At 63.1% G+C, this 17,577-nt stretch carries 24 protein-coding genes and 1 tRNA gene; 19 read left to right on the plus strand and 6 right to left on the minus strand.

The features are described 5' to 3' along the window. The first annotated feature begins 223 nt into the window (after nt 1–223). From rplN to J2X92_RS17765, 18 genes are all read left to right on the plus strand, one after another. On the plus strand, nt 224–592 hold the full coding sequence (gene rplN, locus J2X92_RS17680) for a 50S ribosomal protein L14 (RefSeq protein ID WP_009124801.1): 369 nt from the start codon (nt 224–226) through the stop codon (nt 590–592). A gap of 13 nt (nt 593–605) precedes the next feature. Continuing rightward, nucleotides 606–938 (plus strand): 50S ribosomal protein L24, encoded by a 333-nt coding sequence (gene rplX / locus J2X92_RS17685; protein WP_015867799.1) that lies wholly within the window; start codon nt 606–608, stop codon nt 936–938. Between the two features lie 11 nt (nt 939–949). After that, complete coding sequence (gene rplE / locus J2X92_RS17690; RefSeq protein ID WP_013544114.1) at nt 950–1,489, plus strand: 50S ribosomal protein L5; 540 nt, start codon at nt 950–952, stop codon at nt 1,487–1,489. A gap of 8 nt (nt 1,490–1,497) precedes the next feature. Then, on the plus strand, nt 1,498–1,803 hold the full coding sequence (rpsN, locus tag J2X92_RS17695; protein ID WP_015867798.1) for a 30S ribosomal protein S14: 306 nt from the start codon (nt 1,498–1,500) through the stop codon (nt 1,801–1,803). A 20-nt stretch (nt 1,804–1,823) separates the two neighbouring features. After that, the gene (gene rpsH / locus J2X92_RS17700; RefSeq protein WP_093020602.1) at nt 1,824–2,219 is read left to right on the plus strand and encodes a 30S ribosomal protein S8; all 396 of its coding nucleotides are present in this window, start codon (nt 1,824–1,826) and stop codon (nt 2,217–2,219) included. Nucleotides 2,220–2,243: 24 nt separating this feature from the next. Continuing rightward, complete coding sequence (gene rplF / locus J2X92_RS17705) at nt 2,244–2,777, plus strand: 50S ribosomal protein L6 (protein WP_028258412.1); 534 nt, start codon at nt 2,244–2,246, stop codon at nt 2,775–2,777. A 14-nt stretch (nt 2,778–2,791) separates the two neighbouring features. Next, nucleotides 2,792–3,157, plus strand: a complete 366-nt coding sequence (gene rplR / locus J2X92_RS17710; protein ID WP_038111818.1) for a 50S ribosomal protein L18 — start codon at nt 2,792–2,794, stop codon at nt 3,155–3,157. An 18-nt stretch (nt 3,158–3,175) separates the two neighbouring features. Next, complete coding sequence (gene rpsE, locus J2X92_RS17715) at nt 3,176–3,694, plus strand: 30S ribosomal protein S5 (protein ID WP_042577478.1); 519 nt, start codon at nt 3,176–3,178, stop codon at nt 3,692–3,694. Between the two features lie 35 nt (nt 3,695–3,729). Further along, nucleotides 3,730–3,915 (plus strand): 50S ribosomal protein L30, encoded by a 186-nt coding sequence (gene rpmD / locus J2X92_RS17720; RefSeq protein WP_009124818.1) that lies wholly within the window; start codon nt 3,730–3,732, stop codon nt 3,913–3,915. An 11-nt stretch (nt 3,916–3,926) separates the two neighbouring features. Further along, nucleotides 3,927–4,358, plus strand: a complete 432-nt coding sequence (gene rplO / locus J2X92_RS17725) for a 50S ribosomal protein L15 (RefSeq protein WP_055807818.1) — start codon at nt 3,927–3,929, stop codon at nt 4,356–4,358. Nucleotides 4,359–4,384: 26 nt separating this feature from the next. Beyond that, entirely contained in the window at nt 4,385–5,698 is a 1,314-nt protein-coding gene (gene secY, locus J2X92_RS17730; protein WP_028258416.1) for a preprotein translocase subunit SecY, read from the plus strand. Nucleotides 5,699–5,771: 73 nt separating this feature from the next. After that, on the plus strand, nt 5,772–5,885 hold the full coding sequence (gene rpmJ / locus J2X92_RS17735) for a 50S ribosomal protein L36 (protein WP_013544106.1): 114 nt from the start codon (nt 5,772–5,774) through the stop codon (nt 5,883–5,885). A 23-nt stretch (nt 5,886–5,908) separates the two neighbouring features. Continuing rightward, nucleotides 5,909–6,274, plus strand: coding sequence for a 30S ribosomal protein S13 (gene rpsM, locus J2X92_RS17740; protein ID WP_013544105.1), 366 nt, complete (start codon nt 5,909–5,911; stop codon nt 6,272–6,274). 12 nt (nt 6,275–6,286) lie between these two features. Then, a complete protein-coding gene (gene rpsK / locus J2X92_RS17745; RefSeq protein WP_009124825.1) occupies nt 6,287–6,691 on the plus strand; it encodes a 30S ribosomal protein S11 in 405 nt (134 codons plus the stop codon). 130 nt (nt 6,692–6,821) lie between these two features. Continuing rightward, the gene (gene rpsD / locus J2X92_RS17750; protein ID WP_013544104.1) at nt 6,822–7,445 is read left to right on the plus strand and encodes a 30S ribosomal protein S4; all 624 of its coding nucleotides are present in this window, start codon (nt 6,822–6,824) and stop codon (nt 7,443–7,445) included. Nucleotides 7,446–7,573: 128 nt separating this feature from the next. Continuing rightward, nucleotides 7,574–8,563 carry a DNA-directed RNA polymerase subunit alpha gene (locus J2X92_RS17755; RefSeq protein ID WP_028258417.1) on the plus strand — a complete coding sequence of 330 codons (990 nt, stop codon included), beginning with the start codon at nt 7,574–7,576 and terminating at the stop codon, nt 8,561–8,563. Nucleotides 8,564–8,648: 85 nt separating this feature from the next. Further along, a complete protein-coding gene (gene rplQ / locus J2X92_RS17760) occupies nt 8,649–9,047 on the plus strand; it encodes a 50S ribosomal protein L17 (RefSeq protein WP_013544103.1) in 399 nt (132 codons plus the stop codon). Between the two features lie 18 nt (nt 9,048–9,065). Then, a tRNA-Met gene (locus J2X92_RS17765) sits at nt 9,066–9,142 on the plus strand. Between the two features lie 106 nt (nt 9,143–9,248). Here the strand turns inward: J2X92_RS17765 and J2X92_RS17770 are convergent. Genes J2X92_RS17770 through J2X92_RS17795 form a run of 6 tightly spaced genes read right to left on the minus strand, consistent with a single transcriptional unit; the run spans nt 9,249 to nt 16,153 of the window. Continuing rightward, nucleotides 9,249–9,647 carry a RidA family protein gene (locus J2X92_RS17770; RefSeq protein ID WP_093024040.1) on the minus strand — a complete coding sequence of 133 codons (399 nt, stop codon included), beginning with the start codon at nt 9,645–9,647 and terminating at the stop codon, nt 9,249–9,251. Then, nucleotides 9,644–11,272 (minus strand): AMP-binding protein, encoded by a 1,629-nt coding sequence (locus tag J2X92_RS17775; protein WP_307577268.1) that lies wholly within the window; start codon nt 11,270–11,272, stop codon nt 9,644–9,646. The genes J2X92_RS17770 and J2X92_RS17775 overlap by 4 nt, the downstream gene beginning before the upstream one ends. A gap of 5 nt (nt 11,273–11,277) precedes the next feature. After that, a complete protein-coding gene (locus tag J2X92_RS17780; RefSeq protein WP_307577270.1) occupies nt 11,278–12,471 on the minus strand; it encodes an acyl-CoA dehydrogenase family protein in 1,194 nt (397 codons plus the stop codon). Nucleotides 12,472–12,475: 4 nt separating this feature from the next. Beyond that, complete coding sequence (locus J2X92_RS17785) at nt 12,476–13,330, minus strand: enoyl-CoA hydratase family protein (RefSeq protein WP_307577272.1); 855 nt, start codon at nt 13,328–13,330, stop codon at nt 12,476–12,478. After that, nucleotides 13,327–13,803 carry a MarR family winged helix-turn-helix transcriptional regulator gene (locus J2X92_RS17790; RefSeq protein ID WP_055807832.1) on the minus strand — a complete coding sequence of 159 codons (477 nt, stop codon included), beginning with the start codon at nt 13,801–13,803 and terminating at the stop codon, nt 13,327–13,329. Before J2X92_RS17790 ends, J2X92_RS17785 begins: the two co-directional genes overlap by 4 nt. Nucleotide 13,804: 1 nt before the next feature. Beyond that, on the minus strand, nt 13,805–16,153 hold the full coding sequence (locus J2X92_RS17795; protein WP_373424856.1) for a bifunctional salicylyl-CoA 5-hydroxylase/oxidoreductase: 2,349 nt from the start codon (nt 16,151–16,153) through the stop codon (nt 13,805–13,807). Nucleotides 16,154–16,308: 155 nt separating this feature from the next. Between J2X92_RS17795 and J2X92_RS17800 the strand changes: the two genes are divergently transcribed. Beyond that, nucleotides 16,309–17,577, plus strand: a complete 1,269-nt coding sequence (locus tag J2X92_RS17800; RefSeq protein WP_307577276.1) for an SAM-dependent methyltransferase — start codon at nt 16,309–16,311, stop codon at nt 17,575–17,577.

The following is a 17,577-nucleotide window of genomic DNA, read 5'->3' on the forward strand; positions in this document are numbered from 1 at the left end:
GTGCGCACGCCGCCAAGTCTAGTTCCAGTGCATTTCGCGTCAGAAGGCAGTTGACATGCCCTGGTCACCATGCAACAATCGCAGGCTTCGCTTCAAAAAAGGCGAAGCTTTCAGCCCAAAGCGGAAGTGCCTCGAGTGGTTCGAGGTGCAGACGACGGGCCCAAGACTGACCGCAGCGTTTCCCTCCCGGAGGCGCATCGGTACAAGTTGGGAACTACTAGCAATGATCCAAACTGAATCCCGGCTCGAAGTGGCCGACAACACAGGCGCGAAGTCCGTCCTGTGTATCAAGGTGCTCGGTGGCTCCAAGCGGCGTTACGCCAGCGTGGGCGACGTCATCAAGGTGAGCATCAAGGAAGCCGCTCCGCGTGGTCGCGTCAAGAAGGGCGAGATCTACAGCGCAGTGGTGGTTCGCACCGCCAAGGGCATCCGTCGCGCCGATGGTTCCCTCGTCAAATTCGATGGCAACGCAGCCGTGTTGCTCAACGCCAAGCTGGAGCCTATCGGCACCCGCATCTTCGGACCGGTGACGCGCGAGCTGCGCACCGAAAAGTTCATGAAGATCGTGTCGCTGGCCCCCGAAGTTCTGTAAGGACAACAACGCCATGAACAAGATTCGCAAAGGCGACCAGGTCATCGTGTTGGCCGGGCGCGACAAGGGCAAGCGCGGCACCGTCTCGCTTCGCAAGGACGATTCGCACCTCGTCGTCGAGGGCGTGAACATCGTCAAGAAGCACGCCAAGCCGAACCCCCTCAAGGGTACGACCGGCGGCATCGTCGAAAAGACCATGCCCATTCACCAATCCAACGTGGCGATCTTCAATGCCGCGACCGGCAAGGCCGATCGCGTGGGCATCAAGATCACCCAGGGTGCTGACGGCAAGCGCGTGGCTGTTCGCGTCTTCAAGTCGAGCGGCGACGAAATCAAGTTCGCCTAAGAGGTACTCACATGGCACGTCTCCAACAACACTATCGCGAAAAGATCGCGAAAGACCTGACGGAAAAGTTCGGCTACAAGTCGCCGATGCAGGTCCCCCGCCTCACCAAGATCACGCTCAACATGGGCGTGGGTGAAGCTGTCGCCGACAAGAAGGTCCTGGACAACGCAGTTGCCGACCTGACCAAGATCGCCGGCCAGAAGCCCGTGGTCACCAAGTCGAAGAAGGCCATCGCCGGTTTCAAGATCCGCGAGAACCAGCCCATCGGCTGCATGGTCACGCTGCGTGGCGTGCAGATGTATGAGTTCCTGGATCGTTTCGTGACCATCGCGCTGCCGCGTGTTCGCGACTTCCGCGGCATCTCCGGCCGTGCGTTCGACGGCCGTGGCAACTACAACATCGGCGTCAAGGAACAGATCATTTTCCCCGAGATCGAATACGACAAGGTCGATGCCCTGCGCGGTCTCAACATCAGCATCACGACGACGGCCAAGACCGATGAAGAAGCCAAGGCGCTTCTCGCTGGTTTCCGTTTCCCGTTCAAGAACTGAGGCGAACCGTGGCTAAACAATCCCTGATCCAACGCGAACTCAAGCGCGACAAGCTGGTCGCCAAGTACGCTGCGAAGCACGCGGAACTGAAGGCAATTTCCAACGACCTGAAGAAGAGCGACGAAGAGCGCGCTGCTGCCCGCCTGGGCCTGCAAAAGCTCCCGCGCAACGCGAACCCCACGCGTCAGCGCAACCGTTGCGAAATCACCGGTCGCCCGCGTGGCACCTTCCGTCAATTCGGTCTGGCCCGCGCCAAGATCCGCGAACTGGCTTTCAATGGCGACATCCCCGGTGTCACCAAGGCCAGCTGGTAAGCCAGGCAGGAGCAAACAACATGAGCATGAGTGATCCCATTGCCGACCTGCTGACGCGTATCCGTAACGCGCAGATGGTGGCGAAGCCCACTGTGTCGATCCCGTCTTCCAAGGTGAAGGCTGCGATTGCACAGGTCCTGAAGGACGAAGGCTACATCGACGGCTTTGAAGTGAAGACCGAAGCCGGCAAGTCCGAACTCGTCATCACGCTGAAGTACTACGCTGGCCGCCCGGTCATCGAGCGCATCGAGCGCGTGAGCCGTCCCGGCCTGCGCGTCTACAAGGCCAGTGCTTCCATTCCGCAAGTCCAGAACGGCCTCGGCGTTGCGATCGTCACGACCCCCAAGGGCGTGATGACGGACCGCAAGGCACGCGCTACCGGTGTCGGTGGCGAAGTGCTGTGCTACGTCGCCTAACCGAGACATCGAGGAGTAACTGAAATGTCCCGAGTAGGAAAAATGCCGATCACCATCCCCGCAGGCGTGGATGTGTCGATCAAGGAAGACCAGATCAGCGTCAAGGGCACGGGCGGCACGCTCAACCTTGCACGCAATGCACTGGTCAAGGTCGTCAGCAATGACGGCAAGCTGAATTTCGAGCCCGCCAACGAGTCGCGTGAAGCGAATGCGATGAGCGGCACGATCCGTCAGCTGGTGAACAACATGGTGGTTGGCGTGACCAAGGGCTTCGAGAAGAAGCTCAACCTGGTCGGCGTCGGCTACAAGGCCGCAGCGTCCAACAACAAGTTGAACCTGCAAGTCGGTTATTCGCACCCGGTCAACATCGAAATGCCGCAAGGCATCACGGTGGCCACCGCGACCCCGACCGAAATCGTGATCAAGGGTGCTGACCGTCAGCGCGTTGGTCAAATCGCCGCTGAGATCCGCGCTGTTCGTCCGCCTGAGCCTTACAAGGGCAAGGGCATCCGTTATTCGGACGAAAAGATCGTGATCAAAGAGACCAAGAAGAAGTAAGGGGCAGCAAAATGATGTTGACCAAAAAAGCACAGCGTCTTCGCCGCTCGCGCCAGACCCGCATTCGCATCGCGACGCAGGGCGTGGCCCGTCTGACGGTGAACCGCACCAACCTGCACATCTACGCCACCGTCATCTCCGACGACGGCACCAAGGTGATTGCCACCGCATCGACGGCCGAAGCCGAAGTGCGCACGGCACTCGGCGGCTCGGGCAAGGGCGGCAATGCCGCCGCTGCAACGGCCATCGGCAAGCGCATCGCTGAAAAGGCGAAGGCTGCCGGCGTCGAGAAGGTCGCCTTCGACCGCGCAGGTTTTGCGTACCACGGCCGCGTCAAGGCGCTGGCCGATGCGGCTCGCGAAGCCGGTCTGCAGTTCTAAACGGACACGAGATTCAAAATGGCAAAGATTCAAGCAAGAACGCAGAACGAAGGCCCTGAAGACGGTTTGCGCGAGAAGATGATCGCGATCAACCGCGTCACCAAGGTGGTGAAGGGTGGTCGTATCCTCGGTTTCGCAGCACTGACCGTCGTGGGCGACGGCGAAGGCCGCGTCGGCATGGGCAAGGGCAAGTCGAAGGAAGTGCCTGCTGCCGTGCAAAAGGCGATGGAAGAAGCCCGCCGCAACCTGGCCAAGATCTCGATCAAGAACGGCACGCTGCATCACCGCGTGACGGGTCACCATGGCGCCGCTTCGGTCGTCATGATCCCCGCCCCGAAGGGTACCGGCATCATCGCCGGCGGCCCGATGCGCGCCGTGTTCGAAGTCATGGGCATCACCGACATCGTGGCCAAGAGCCATGGTTCGTCGAACCCCTACAACATGGTTCGCGCCACGCTCGACGGGTTGAAGAACTCGACGACCGCGTCCGAAGTGGCTGCCAAGCGCGGCCTGACCGTCGAAGAAATCTTCGCCTGAGCGCAAGCTCTCGCAAGGCTGAAGGAAGCATTCAAATGACGACGCAACAACAAACCCTCAAGGTGCAATTGGTCAAGAGCCCGATTGGCACCAAGGAATCGCATCGCGCGACCGTGCGTGGCCTCGGCCTGCGCAAGCTCAACAGCGTGAGCGAGCTGCAAGACACCCCCGCGGTGCGCGGCATGATCAACAAGATCAGTTATCTGGTCAAAGTTCTGTAAGAGAGACTGATATGGAACTCAATGGCATCAAGCCGGCGGATGGCGCCAAGCACGCCAAGCGCCGTGTCGGCCGCGGTATCGGCTCCGGTATCGGCAAGACCGCAGGTCGCGGTCACAAGGGTCAGAAGTCGCGCGCAGGCGGTTTCCACAAGGTTGGCTTCGAAGGCGGTCAAATGCCGCTGCAGCGTCGCCTGCCGAAGCGTGGCTTCAAGTCGCACCTGCTGAAGTTCAACGCCGAAGTCACGCTGACTGCCCTCGAGCAGCTCGGCCTGGCCGAAGTCGATGTCCTGGCGCTCAAGCAAGCCGGCCTCGTGGGCCAGCTCGCCAAGGTCGTCAAGATCATCAAGACCGGTGAACTCACCAAGGCCGTCAAGCTGACGGGCGTGGGCGCAACCGCTGGTGCCAAGGCTGCAATCGAAGCAGCCGGCGGCAGCATCGCCTGATCACACTGGACTGAAAGAAGTTCTTCGTGGCAACTAACGCGGCAACGATCGCAAAAACAGGCAAGTTCGGTGACCTCCGTCGCCGGCTCGTCTTTTTGCTGCTCGCGCTCGTGGTCTACCGGATCGGCGCGCACATTCCTGTGCCGGGCATCAACCCGGACCAGTTGGCCGCGTTGTTCCAGGGCCAGCAGGGCGGCATTCTGAGCCTGTTCAACATGTTCTCGGGCGGGGCGCTCTCGCGCTTCACCGTGTTCGCGTTGGGGATCATGCCGTACATCTCGGCGTCGATCATCATGCAGCTGATGACCTACGTGCTTCCGACCTTCGAGCAATTGAAGAAGGAAGGCGAGGCCGGACGCCGCAAGATCACGCAATACACGCGCTACGGCGCGCTCGGCCTGGCTTTGTTCCAGTCGTTCAGCATCGCAGTGGCCCTCGAATCGTCGGCTGGCCTCGTCATCGCTCCCGGTTTCGGCTTCCGCCTGACCGCGATGGTGAGCCTCACAGCAGGTTCGATGTTCCTGATGTGGCTCGGCGAGCAGATCACCGAACGCGGCCTGGGCAACGGCATCTCGATCCTGATCTTTGCAGGTATCGCGGCCGGCTTGCCGAACGCCATTGGCGGCCTGGCTTCGCTGGTGACCACTGGTGCAATGAATCCGATCATCGCGCTCTTCATCATCGCGATCGTGGTGCTGGTCACCTACTTCGTGGTGTTCGTCGAACGCGGCCAGCGCAAGATCCTCGTGAACTATGCGCGGCGCCAGGTCGGCAACAAGGTCTATGGCGGCCAGTCGTCGCACCTGCCCTTGAAGCTGAACATGGCCGGTGTGATTCCGCCGATCTTCGCCTCGTCGATCATCCTGCTGCCCGCAACGGTGGTCGGCTGGTTCAGCACCGGCGAAGGTGGTTTCCGCTGGATCAAGGACGTTGCCGGCGCACTGCGTCCGGGCGAGCCGATCTACGTGCTGCTGTACGCTGCCGCGATCGTTTTCTTCTGCTTCTTCTACACGGCACTCGTGTTCAACAGCAAGGAAACGGCCGACAACCTGAAGAAGAGTGGTGCATTCATTCCGGGCATTCGTCCGGGTGACCAGACCGCTCGCTATATCGACAAGATTCTGGTTCGCCTGACGTTGGCCGGCGCGGTGTACATCACCTTCGTCTGCCTGCTGCCCGAGTTCCTGATCCTGAAGTACAACGTACCGTTCTACTTCGGTGGTACCTCCCTGCTGATCATCGTGGTCGTCACGATGGACTTCATGGCCCAGGTGCAAAACTACATGATGTCCCAGCAGTACGAATCGCTGCTGAAGAAGGCCAACTTCAAGACATCGTAGGGCTGTGAGTTTCAGTTTGAGAATTTGGGTAGGGGCGGTGTACCGCCACGTTAAACAGTTTTAGGAGAATGAAATGAGAGTTTCGGCTTCGGTCAAAACCATCTGCCGTAATTGCAAGGTCATCCGCCGTAAAGGTGTGGTGCGTGTGATTTGCACCGACCCGCGCCACAAGCAGCGCCAGGGTTGATTGAAGAGTATTAGAGGACGCACATGGCACGTATTGCTGGCATCAACATTCCGCCGCACAAGCACGCTGAAATCGGCCTGACCGCCATCTTCGGCATCGGTCGCACGCGCGCCCGTCAAATCTGCGAAGCGAGCGGCATCGAATATTCGAAGAAGATCAAGGATCTGACCGACGCCGATCTCGAAAAGATCCGCGATCAGATCGCTCTCTTCACCATCGAAGGCGATCTGCGTCGCGAGACGACGATGAACATCAAGCGTTTGATGGACATCGGTTGCTATCGCGGCTTCCGTCACCGTCGCGGCCTGCCGATGCGCGGCCAGCGCACGCGCACCAATGCCCGCACCCGCAAGGGTCCGCGCAAGGCTGCGCAGTCCCTGAAGAAATAAGGATAGACCAGCATGGCTAAAGCACCTGCAAACAACGCCGCACAGCGCGTTCGCAAGAAGGTTCGCAAGAACGTTGCGGACGGCATCGCCCACGTGCATGCCTCGTTCAACAACACCATCATCACGATCACCGATCGCCAGGGCAACGCCCTGTCGTGGGCTTCGTCGGGTGGCCAGGGCTTCAAGGGCTCGCGCAAGTCGACGCCGTTCGCTGCGCAGGTGGCTTCCGAAGTGGCCGGCCGTGCTGCTGTCGAACAAGGTATCAAGAACCTCGACGTCGAGATCAAGGGCCCGGGCCCCGGTCGCGAATCGTCGGTGCGCGCACTGGCTGCGCTCGGCATCCGGATCAATTCCATTGCCGACGTGACGCCCGTTCCGCACAACGGCTGCCGTCCCCAGAAGCGTCGCCGCATCTGATCGTCAGTCCGCAAGGCGCAGCCGGCTTTTGAGCGGCTGCGCATTTGTTTTTTTACTAAGCCCACCGCCATCCGCGTCCTCGCCGATGGCTCCCGCAGGCAACTGCGGCAGATGACACAAAGGAAAACTCGTGGCACGCTACCTCGGCCCCAAGGCCAAACTCTCCCGCCGTGAAGGCACCGACCTGTTCCTGAAGAGCGCCCGTCGCTCCATCCAGGACAAGGCCAAGTTCGATTCCAAGCCCGGCCAGCACGGCCGCACTTCGGGTCAGCGCACCTCCGACTACGGCCTGCAGCTGCGCGAAAAGCAGAAGGTCAAGCGCATGTACGGCGTGCTCGAGAAGCAGTTCCGCCGCTACTTCGAAGAAGCCGATCGTCGCCGTGGCAACACCGGCGCCAACCTGCTGTTCATCCTCGAATCGCGCCTGGACAACGTCGTCTACCGCATGGGCTTCGGCTCGACGCGCGCCGAAGCACGCCAGCTCGTGTCGCACAAGGCAATCACGGTGAATGGCCAGTCGGTCAACATCCCGTCGTACCTGGTGAAGACCGGCGACGTGATCGCCGTTCGCGACAAGTCGAAGAAGCAGACCCGCATTGCCGAAGCGCTCCAACTGGCCCAACAAGTCGGTATTCCGGCCTGGGTCGAAGTGAACGCCGACAAGGCCGAAGGTACCTTCAAGAAGGTGCCCGATCGCGACGAATTCGCAGCCGACATCAACGAATCGCTGATCGTCGAACTGTACTCGCGCTAAACAGACGATAACGGGCCGCCCTTCGCGGCCCGAATTTGATTTTTTTGTTCCCATCGGGAGGCACTCCCGACGGGTGCTTCACCAGCCTTACCGGTGTAACGAGCCGGGGGTATTGAGAGGAAGTCTGCATGCAAACCACCCTGCTGAAACCCAAGACCATTCAGGTCGAGCAACTTGCCGCCAACAAGGCCAAGGTCACGCTCGAGCCTTTCGAGCGCGGCTACGGCCACACGCTCGGCAACGCGCTGCGCCGCGTTCTGCTGTCGTCGATGGTCGGTTATTCGGCCACTGAAGTCACGATCGCCGGCGTTCTGCATGAGTACTCGTCGATCGACGGCGTGCAGGAAGATGTCGTCAACATCCTGCTGAACCTCAAGGGCGTGGTGTTCAAGCTCCACAACCGCGACGAAGTCACGCTGAGCCTGCGCAAGGACGGCGAAGGCCCGGTCCTGGCATCGGACATCCAGACCCCGCACGACGTCGAGATCATCAACCCCGACCACGTGATCGCGCACCTGTCGCAAGGCGGCAAGCTCGACATGCAGATCAAGGTCGAAAAGGGCCGCGGCTATGTGCCGGGCACGATGCGCCGCTACGCCGACGAGCCGACCAAGTCGATTGGCCGCATCGTCCTGGACGCTTCGTTCTCGCCCGTGAAGCGCGTGAGCTACACGGTCGAAAGCGCCCGTGTCGAACAGCGCACCGACCTGGACAAGCTGCTGGTCGAAATCGAAACCAACGGCGCAATCACCGCCGAAGACGCAGTTCGCGCCTCGGCTAAAATCCTGGTTGAGCAACTGGCCGTGTTTGCACAGCTCGAAGGCGGCGAACTGGCTGCATTCGACACGCCGGCACCGCGCAGCGCACAGCAATTCGACCCGATCCTGCTGCGCCCTGTCGACGAGCTCGAACTCACCGTGCGTTCGGCCAACTGCCTGAAGGCCGAAAACATCTACTACATCGGTGACCTGATCCAGCGCACCGAGAACGAGCTGCTCAAGACTCCGAACCTGGGTCGCAAGTCGCTCAACGAAATCAAGGAAGTCCTCGCTTCGCGCGGCCTGACCTTGGGTATGAAGCTCGAAAGCTGGCCGCCGGCCGGTCTCGACAAGCGTTGATTTTTTGAAGAATTGAGCCCATGAGGGCTCGTGCCCGGGCAGTACCTGATACGGCTGCCTGTTTAATAAAGTAAAGGAAAGCACCATGCGTCACGGACACGGACTCCGCAAACTCAACCGCACCAGCTCGCACCGCCTTGCGATGCTGCAAAACATGATGAATTCGCTCATCGAGCACGAAGTCATCAAGACCACGGTCCCCAAGGCCAAGGAACTGCGCCGCGTCATCGAACCGATGATCACGCTCGCCAAGAAGCCGACGCTCGCCAACAAGCGCCTGGCCTTCGACCGCCTGCGCGACCGCGACAGCGTCGTCAAGCTTTTCGCCGATCTGGGCCCGCGTTTCGCGGCACGTCCGGGCGGCTACACGCGCATCCTGAAAATGGGTTTCCGCGTGGGCGACAACGCGCCGATGGCTCTGGTCGAACTGGTCGACCGTCCTGAAATTAAAGAAGCAGATGCCGAGCAAGGCGCTGCTGAATAAGGTATAATTCCATCTTGCCGCGCGATGGAGCAGCCTGGTAGCTCGTTGGGCTCATAACCCAAAGGTCGCAAGTTCAAATCTTGCTCGCGCAACCAATTTAAAAGGCCCTTTGAATTTCAAAGGGCCTTTTTTCTTGGATCGAAGAATACGAATAAAAAGATGCCCTCGCGAAGAGGGCTTTTTTATGGGCGAGTGTTTGCGTCAATCCGGAATGACGGCCGTGACCTCGATCTCGATCTTGGCGCGCGGTTCGACCAGCGCCGCCACCTGCACGCAGGTCATGGCCGGAAAGTTGCGCCCCATGGCGTCACGGTACACAGGGCCGAGCTCGGCCAGCCGGCGGCTGTATTCGTCGCGGTCCGTCACGTACCAGGTCATGCGCACCATGTGCTCGGGGCCGGCGCCGGCTTCGCGCAGCACCTCGGCGATGTTGCGCAGCGCCAGCCCGCACTGGTCGATGAAGTCGTCCGACTCGAATTGCTGCTGCGCATTCCAGCCGATCTGTCCGCCGACGAACACCATGGTGCCGCGTGCGGCCACGCCATTCGCATAGCCCTTGGGGGGCAACCAGCCTGGCGGCTGCAAAAGTTTGTTCATCATGATGTGGTGTCGTTGTCGAGTTGTCTCAGTTTGAATCGCTGGAGCTTGCCGGTCTCGGTGCGTGGCAGCACCGCCACGAACTCGATCTCCCGCGGGTATTTGAAGGGCGCAATGGTCGCCTTTACGTGGTCCTGCAGCGCCTTGACGAGTGCGGCATCGCCTTCGATTCCGGGCTTCAGCACGCAGAACGCCTTCACGATCATGCCGCGGTCCGGATCCGGCTTGCCGATCACGCCGCATTCGGCCACGGCCGGGTGCTTGAGCAGTGCATCTTCCACCTCGGGCCCGCCGACGTTGTAGCCGGCGGTGATGATCATGTCGTCGGCGCGTGCCTGGTAGAAGAAGTATCCGTCGTCGTCCTGCACGAAGGAGTCGCCGGGGTAGTTCCAGCCGTTCTTCACGTAGTCGGTCTGGCGCGGATCGTCGAGGTAGCGGCAGCCCACCGGCCCCTGCAGCGCCAGCTTGCCGACGGTGCCACGCGGCACTTCGTTGCCCTGGTCGTTCACGACCTTTGCCGTGAAGCCCGGCACCACCTTGCCGACCGCGCCGCGGCGCACCTCGCCGCCCGCGGCGGAGATATAGATGTGGAACACCTCGGTGCCGCCGATGCCGTCGAGCATCTCGATGCCGGTGACTTCCTTCCACAGCTGCCGCGTCGCGTCGGGCAGCGCCTCGCCGGCGCTCACGCAGATGCGCAGGCTCGGCGCGCCGTGCTGCCGCACGAACGGCGCCATCTGGCGATAGAAGGTGGGCGCGGTGTAGCAGATGGTCGCACCGACCTGGTTGATGAGCTTGACGAGCCCCTCGGGCGTGAACGGTGCATCGGCAAAGTACACCGAGGCGCCAGCCCACATCGGAAACACCAGCAGTCCGCCGAGCCCGAAGGTGAAGGCCAGCGGCGGCGAGCCGATCACGATGTCGTCGCTTCGCGCCTTCAGCACGTGGCGCGGCCAGGTCTCGCACATCGCCAGCACGTCGCGGTGCGTGGTGACCGGTGCCTTGGGCTTGCCCGTGGTGCCCGAGGTGAAAGCAAGCAGGGCGATGTCGTCGGACGCCGTGGGGCATGCGGTGAACACGCCGCTCTTGCCGGCTGCGCGCGCCGACAGCGAATCGGGCGCATCGGGCTTGTTGAACGCGATTACCGTGGCAAGCACTGGGTGCTCACGTTGCGCCAGCACGAGCTCGTCGAGCAGGCGGCCATCGCACAGCGCCGCCACGGGGCGCGCCTTTTCGATGATGTCGCCCAGCTCCTTGGCGCGCAGCAGCGGCATGGTGGCCACCGCAATCAAGCCGGCCTTCACCACGGCCAGCCATGACAACGCCATGGCCACGGAATTGCCGCCGCGCAGCAGCACACGGTTGCCGGGCACGAGGCCGAGGTCTTCCGTCAGCACCTGTGCGATGCGGTTGACCTCGAGGGCTGCCTGCGAGTACGTCAGCGTGCCGGCGGGTGAACGCAGCATCGGCTTGTCGCCGAACCCCTTGGCGGGCGCCTTGTCCAGCAGCTCCTCGACCAGGTTCAACTGGTCGGGCAGCTGCAACTCCGGCAGGTCGTAGCGGAAGACCGGCAACTGCTCGGCGGGGGGCAGGCGGTCGTGAACGTAGCGGTCGACTTGTGCAGACAAGGTGTTTATCCCCGCAAAACGGATTTGCCAATGATCAGTTGTTGAACTTCCGTCGCGCCTTCATAGATGCGCAGCGAGCGGATGTCGCGGTAGAGGCTCTCGATCTTCGTGCCGACCTTCACGCCAAGGCCGCCGTGCATCTGCAGTGCCATATCGATCACGCGGCTTGCGTTTTCGGTGGCGCACATCTTGGCCATGGCCGCGGCAGCGGAAACATCGCCAACCGCTGGGGCGCCGCGCTGTTCGGCGTCATCGCGCATCCACGCGGCGCGATAGGTGAGCAAGGCGGCACTGTCGATCAATGCGGCCATCTCGCCGAGCTTGGCCTGCGTGAGCTGGAAGTCGGCGAGCGTCTGCCCGAACATGCGCCGGCCCTTCGCGTGTGCAACAGCTTCGGCGAGTGCACGGCGGCCCATGCCGAGCGCAGCCGCCGCGACCGACGCACGAAAGATGTCGAGCGTGCGCATCGCCAGCTTGAAGCCGCTGTTGAGTTCGCCGAGCTGCGCGGTGCGCGGCACGATGCAGTTCTCGAAGCGCAGGGTGGCGAGCGGGTGGGGCGCCATCACGTCGATGTGCTCGGAGGTATCGAGTCCGGCCGCATTCGCATCGACGATGAACGCCGTGATGCCGCGCGTACCGGCCGTCGGCTCCGTCTTCGCGAACACGCAGTAGAAGTCGGCGATGCCGCCGTTGCTGATCCAGGTCTTTTCACCATGAAGACGCCAACCGTCGGGCGTGGCCTCGGCGCGCATGGCCATGGCGGCCACGTCGGAACCGGCCTCGGGCTCGCTGAGCGCGAAGGCCGCGATCTTGCCGCCCTTGCCCACGGCCGTGAGGTAGTGCGATTGCTGCTCGGGCGTGCCTGCGAGCGTGATTGCGCCGCTGCCCAGGCCCTGCATCGCAAACGCGAAGTCGGCCAGCGGCGAGTGGTAGCCGAGCGTCTCGCGCAGCAAAACGAGCGCGCGCGAATCGAGGCGCTCGAGTGCGCCGCCTGCGCTGCCGGGCACGGCATAGCGCAGCCAGCCGCCGTCGCCAAGGCGGCGCACCCATTCGCGGCAGGCGGCGCGGTCGTCGCGCTCATCGATTTCCTGTGTCGCACACCAGGGCAGCAGCTCGCGCGCAAGCGAGCGATGGGCTTCGTCGAAAAAGGGCAGCGCGAGGTGCGCTGTCGAAGGCGGTGCGGGGATCTTGGTCATCATGGCGTCAGTCCCCACCGAACACGGGCTTGCGCTTGGCGGCAAAGGCTTCGTACGCACGCTTGAAGTCCTCGGTCTGCATGCAGATCGCCTGTGCCTGCGCCTCGGCCTCGATGGCCTGGTCGATGGTCATCGACCATTCCTGCGACAGCATGGTCTTGGTCATGCCGTGCGCGAAGCTCGGGCCTTCGGCCAGTTCGCGCGCCACCTTGGTCGCGGCTTCGAGCAACGCGTCGCTTTCGTGCAGCGCATTGAAGAAGCCCCAGGCCTGGCCTTCCTGCGCCGTCATCGCACGTCCCGTGAACAGCAGCTCCGAGGCGCGGCCCTGGCCGATCACGCGCGGCAGCAACGCGCAGGCGCCCATGTCGGCGCCGGCAAGGCCCACGCGGGTGAACAGGAAAGCCGTGCGCGTGGCGGGAGAGCCGTAGCGCAGGTCACAGGCCAGCGCGATCATTGCGCCGGCGCCGGCGCACACGCCGTCTATCGCACCGACGATCGGCTGTGGGCACGCGCGAATCGCCTTCACCAGGTCGCCCGTCATGCGTGTGAACTCGAGCAGCTCGGGCATCCGCATCGTGGTGAGTGGGCCGATGATCTCGTGCACGTCGCCGCCGGAGCAAAAGTTTCCACCCGCGCCGGTGATCACGATGGCTTTCACGTCGGTCGCATACGTCAGTGCGCGGAAGAGGTCGCGCAGTTCGGCGTACGAGTCGAAGGTGAGCGGGTTCTTGCGCTCGGGCCGATTCAGCGTAACGGTGCCGACGCCGGCCTCGTAGCTCCATGCGAAGTGCTTGGCGACGTAAGACGCCTTGGCCTCGAATTGCGCGCGCATGGGATTGCCCGCGCCGATGTAATGCTTCATTCGGCCTCCGCCATCTGGCTGTGTGAGTGTTGCTTGACCTTGCCGAGCAGCTTGTGAAGCTGCGCGATCTCCTTGGCGCTGAGGCCCGCGAAGGCATCGACGATCCAGTCTTCGTGCTGCTGCGCCATGTCGTTGAAGAGCTTGCGGCCGCGGGCGGTGAGCCGCACGCGCCAGGCACGGCGGTCGCCCTCGACGTTGATGCGCTCGACCAGCCCTTCGGTCACCAGCTGGTCGGTGATGCCGGTGACGTTGCCGCCCGTCACCATCATGCGGCGCGAGAGTTCGTTCATCTTGAGCCCGTCGGGCGAGCGCTCGAGCTGCGACATCAGGTCGAAGCGCGGCAGCGTGGTCGCGAACTGCGAGCGCAGTTCGTTGCGCACCTGCTTCTCGATCAGCTGGGTGCAAGTGAGGAGGCGCAGCCAGAGGCGCAGGGCCTCGGGGTGCTCGCTGTGGGCGCGTGCTTCGAGGTCCATGTCAGTGTGTTTCCTCGTTGTTGGATGCCGCCAGCGCCGCATTCGCGGCCGCAGCCATCTGCTGTTGCTTGGCAATCTCGCGGTAGAGCTGATCGCGGCCGCTCAGGTACTGTTTGGGCCAGTCGACGTCGCGGCTTTGCAGCTTGGCAGCTTCGTGCAGCGTCCACGCGGGGTCCGCGAGGTGCGGCCGCGCAATGGCGCACAGGTCGGCGCGCCCCGCCGCAATGATGCTGTTGGCCTGGTCGGCATCGGTGATGGCGCCCAGGGCGATGGTCGAGATGCCGACCTCGTTGCGGATGCGGTCCGAGAACGGCGTCTGGTACATGCGGCCGTACACCGGCTTGGCGTCGCGCGTGGTCTGGCCGGAGGAGACGTCGATGAAATCCGCGCCCGCCTCCTTGAAGAGTCGAGCGACGATGACCGCATCGGCGTCGGTGTTGCCGCCCGGCGCCCAGTCGTGCGCCGAAATCCGCACGCTCATCGGCTTGTCCTCAGGCCACGCGGCGCGCATTGCGCGGAAGACTTCGAGCGGATAGCGGCAGCGCGCCTCGATGCTGCCGCCGTACTCGTCGGTGCGCAGGTTGGTGAGCGGGCTGATGAAGGACGACAGCAGGTAGCCGTGTGCGCAGTGCAGCTCGAGCCAGTCGAAGCCGCATTCGGCGGCGCGGCGCGTGGAGTCGACGAAGCGTTCGCGCATGTCGTCCATCTGCTCTCGCGTCATTGCAGCCGGCAGCTGGTTCTGCTCGCCATAGGCGACTGCGCTGGCGGACAGCAACGGCCAGTTGCCGCTCTCCAGAGGCTCGTCGGTGCCTTCCCAGCCCACGCGCGTCGAACCCTTGGCCCCGCTGTGGCCGAGCTGCATTGCGATCTTCGCGCTCGACTGTGTGTGCACGAAATCGACGATGCGCTTGAACGCCGCCTGCTGTGCGTCGTTGTAGAGCCCCGTGCAGCCGGGAGTGATGCGGCCCTCTGGCGTCGGGCTGGTCATTTCGACGCACACCATTGCGGCGCCGCCGAGCGCGCGCGCGCCGAGGTGCACCAGCAGAAAATCCTGCGGCACGCCGTCGACCGCGCTGTAGGTGGCCATCGGCGACACCAGGATGCGGTTTTTCAGCGTGAGGCCGCGCACCGTAAGCGGCATCAGCATGGGTGCGACGGGCTTGCCTCCGGCGAGCCACCGTTCATAGCCGCCGAGCCATTCGGTGTCGCGCACGCGCAGGTTCTCGTGGCTGATGCGCTGCGAGCGCGTCAGCAGCGAGTAGGCGAACTGCTCGATCTGCATGCCGGTGTAGCGCGGCACGTTCTCAAACCACTCGGTCGAGTTGCGCGCCGCGTTCTGGATCTTGAGCACTTCGACGCTGCGGCGGGCCTCGTAACCCTCCAGCACGTGGTCGACCGTGCCGCCGCGCTCGAACTCGTTCGCCAGGTCGATCGCGTCTTCGAGCGCGAGCTTGGTGCCCGAGCCGATCGAGAAGTGCGCCGTGTGCGCTGCGTCGCCCATCAGCACCACGGGCACCGAGCGGCCCTCCACGTCGATGCGGTGCGTCCAGCGCTCGCACACCACGCGCGGAAAGCGGATCCAGTTGGCCGAGCCGCGAAGGTGCGTGGCGTTGCTGATGAGCGGGTGGCCGCCCAGGTACTTGGCAAACAGCTTCTCGCAGAAGGCGATGGCCTCGGGCTGCTCCATCTGATCGAGGCCATGGGCCTTCCACACTGCCTCGGGCGTCTCGACGATGAAGGTCGAAGTCTTGTCGTCGAACTGATAGGCGTGGGCTTGAAACCAGCCGTGCTCGGTCTGTTCGAAGGCGAAGGTGAAGGCGTCGAAGGTCTGGTGCGTGCCAAGCCACACGAAGCGGCAGTTGCGCAGGTCGATGTCGGGCTTGAACACATCGGCGTAGCGCTGGCGGATGCGGCTGTTGAGGCCGTCGCTGGCAATCACCAGGTCGGCGTTGTACTGGGCGGCCATGGCCTGGTCGTCGGTGGCGTCGGTCTCGAAGACCAGTTTCACACCCAGCGCCAGGCAACGCTCCTGCAGGATGTTCAGGAGCCGCTTGCGGCCGATGCCGCAGAAGCCGTGGCCGCCCGAGCGCACCTGCCGGCCCTTGAAGAACACCTGGATGTCGTCCCAGTGGTGGAACTCATGGCCGATGAGTGCCGCGGTCTCGGCGTCGGCCGCGGCCAGGTTCCCCAGCGTCTGGTCGCTCAGCACCACGCCCCAGCCGAAGGTGTCGAAGGGGCGGTTGCGCTCCACCACGGTGATTTCCAGCGCCGGGTTGCGCGCCTTCATGAGCAGGGCGAAGTAGAGGCCCGCGGGGCCGCCGCCGATGCACAGGATGCGTTGAAGGTCCATGGCGGGTGCGGCGGAAAGGCCGTCGGTGAGGCTGTTCATGATTGAATAGTTTAAGCATAAACAATCGGCTGTCAACGGGGTCCTACCACAGGGGCACCCCACAAGTCGTGTGATGTCATGCAAAAAACCGAAAAAATCAATACCATGGGCTCACCATGCAAAGCTTGATACCCAAGATCGAGTCGCAGCTTGCGTCGCTGCCCGTGCCCATCGCGCTGGAATTGCCTGATGGCCGAAGAGTGGCCAAGCCGGGGTCGCGCGTGACCCTGGCGTTCAGCGATTGGTCCGCACTGGCCAAGCTGGCGGCGCGGCAGGTGGGGGCCATTGGCGAGGCTTACGTGGAAGGCAAGGTGCAGATCGAGGGCGCCATGCGGGACCTGATCGATGCCACGGTCGGCATGCTGCCCGGCAACCCTGCCGAGACCGACACCGCCTGGTGGACCCGCCTGATGCGGCTGGCCAAGTCCCGCGGCTCCCATTCACTGAACAAGGATGCGGAGCAGATCCAGTTCCACTACGACGTTTCCGACGATTTCTATGCGCTCTGGCTCGATCCGCGCCGGGTCTATTCGTGCGCGTACTTTCGTACGCCCGAACTGAGCCTGGCAGAGGCTCAGGAAGCCAAGCTCGATCACATCTGCCGCAAGCTGATGCTGCAGCCCGGCGAGCGGTTCCTGGACATCGGCTCCGGTTGGGGTGGCCTGCTGCTATGGGCGGCGGAGCACTACGGCGTCGACGCCACCGGCATTACCCTGTCGAAGAACCAGCACGCGCACGTGCAGCGCCTGATCGAGGAAAAAGGCCTGCAGGGCCGCGTGCGTGTGGAGCTGCGCGACTACCGCGAGCTCTCCGCCGACGCGCCTTTCGACAAGATCTCATCCGTAGGCATGTTCGAGCATGTGGGCTCGGCCTACATGCCCACCTACTTCCGCAAGATCCATTCGCTCCTGAAACCCGGCGGCCTGGTGCTGAACCACGGCATCACCTCGGGCCAGCTCGACTACCGGCAGCTGGGCGCGGGCATGGGCGATTTCATCGAGAAATACATCTTCCCGGGCGGCGAACTGCTGCACGTGACGCACGTGCTGCGCGAAACCGCCGCCGCGGGCCTGGAAATGGTCGACACCGAAAGCCTGCGTCCGCACTACGCGCGCACGCTGTGGGCGTGGTCTGATTCGCTCGAGGCGCAGCTGGGCAAGGCACGCGAGGTGCTGGAGAGCGCGGGCGGCCGACAAGGCGAAAACGCGGAGCGCATCCTGCGCGCCTACCGCCTTTATCTGGCGGGCTCCGCAATGAGCTTCGAGCAAGGCTGGATCTCACTGCACCAGATGCTTTCCACCCGGCCCGACGGCAGGGTCGAGCATGGTGTTTTGCGCGGTTCGCAATCGGTGTACCCTTTTGCCCGTGACTACATCTACAAGTGA

The sequence above is a fragment of the Variovorax paradoxus genome (assembly GCF_030811855.1).
GTDB classification, from domain to species: Bacteria; Pseudomonadota; Gammaproteobacteria; order Burkholderiales; family Burkholderiaceae_C; genus Variovorax; species Variovorax paradoxus_L.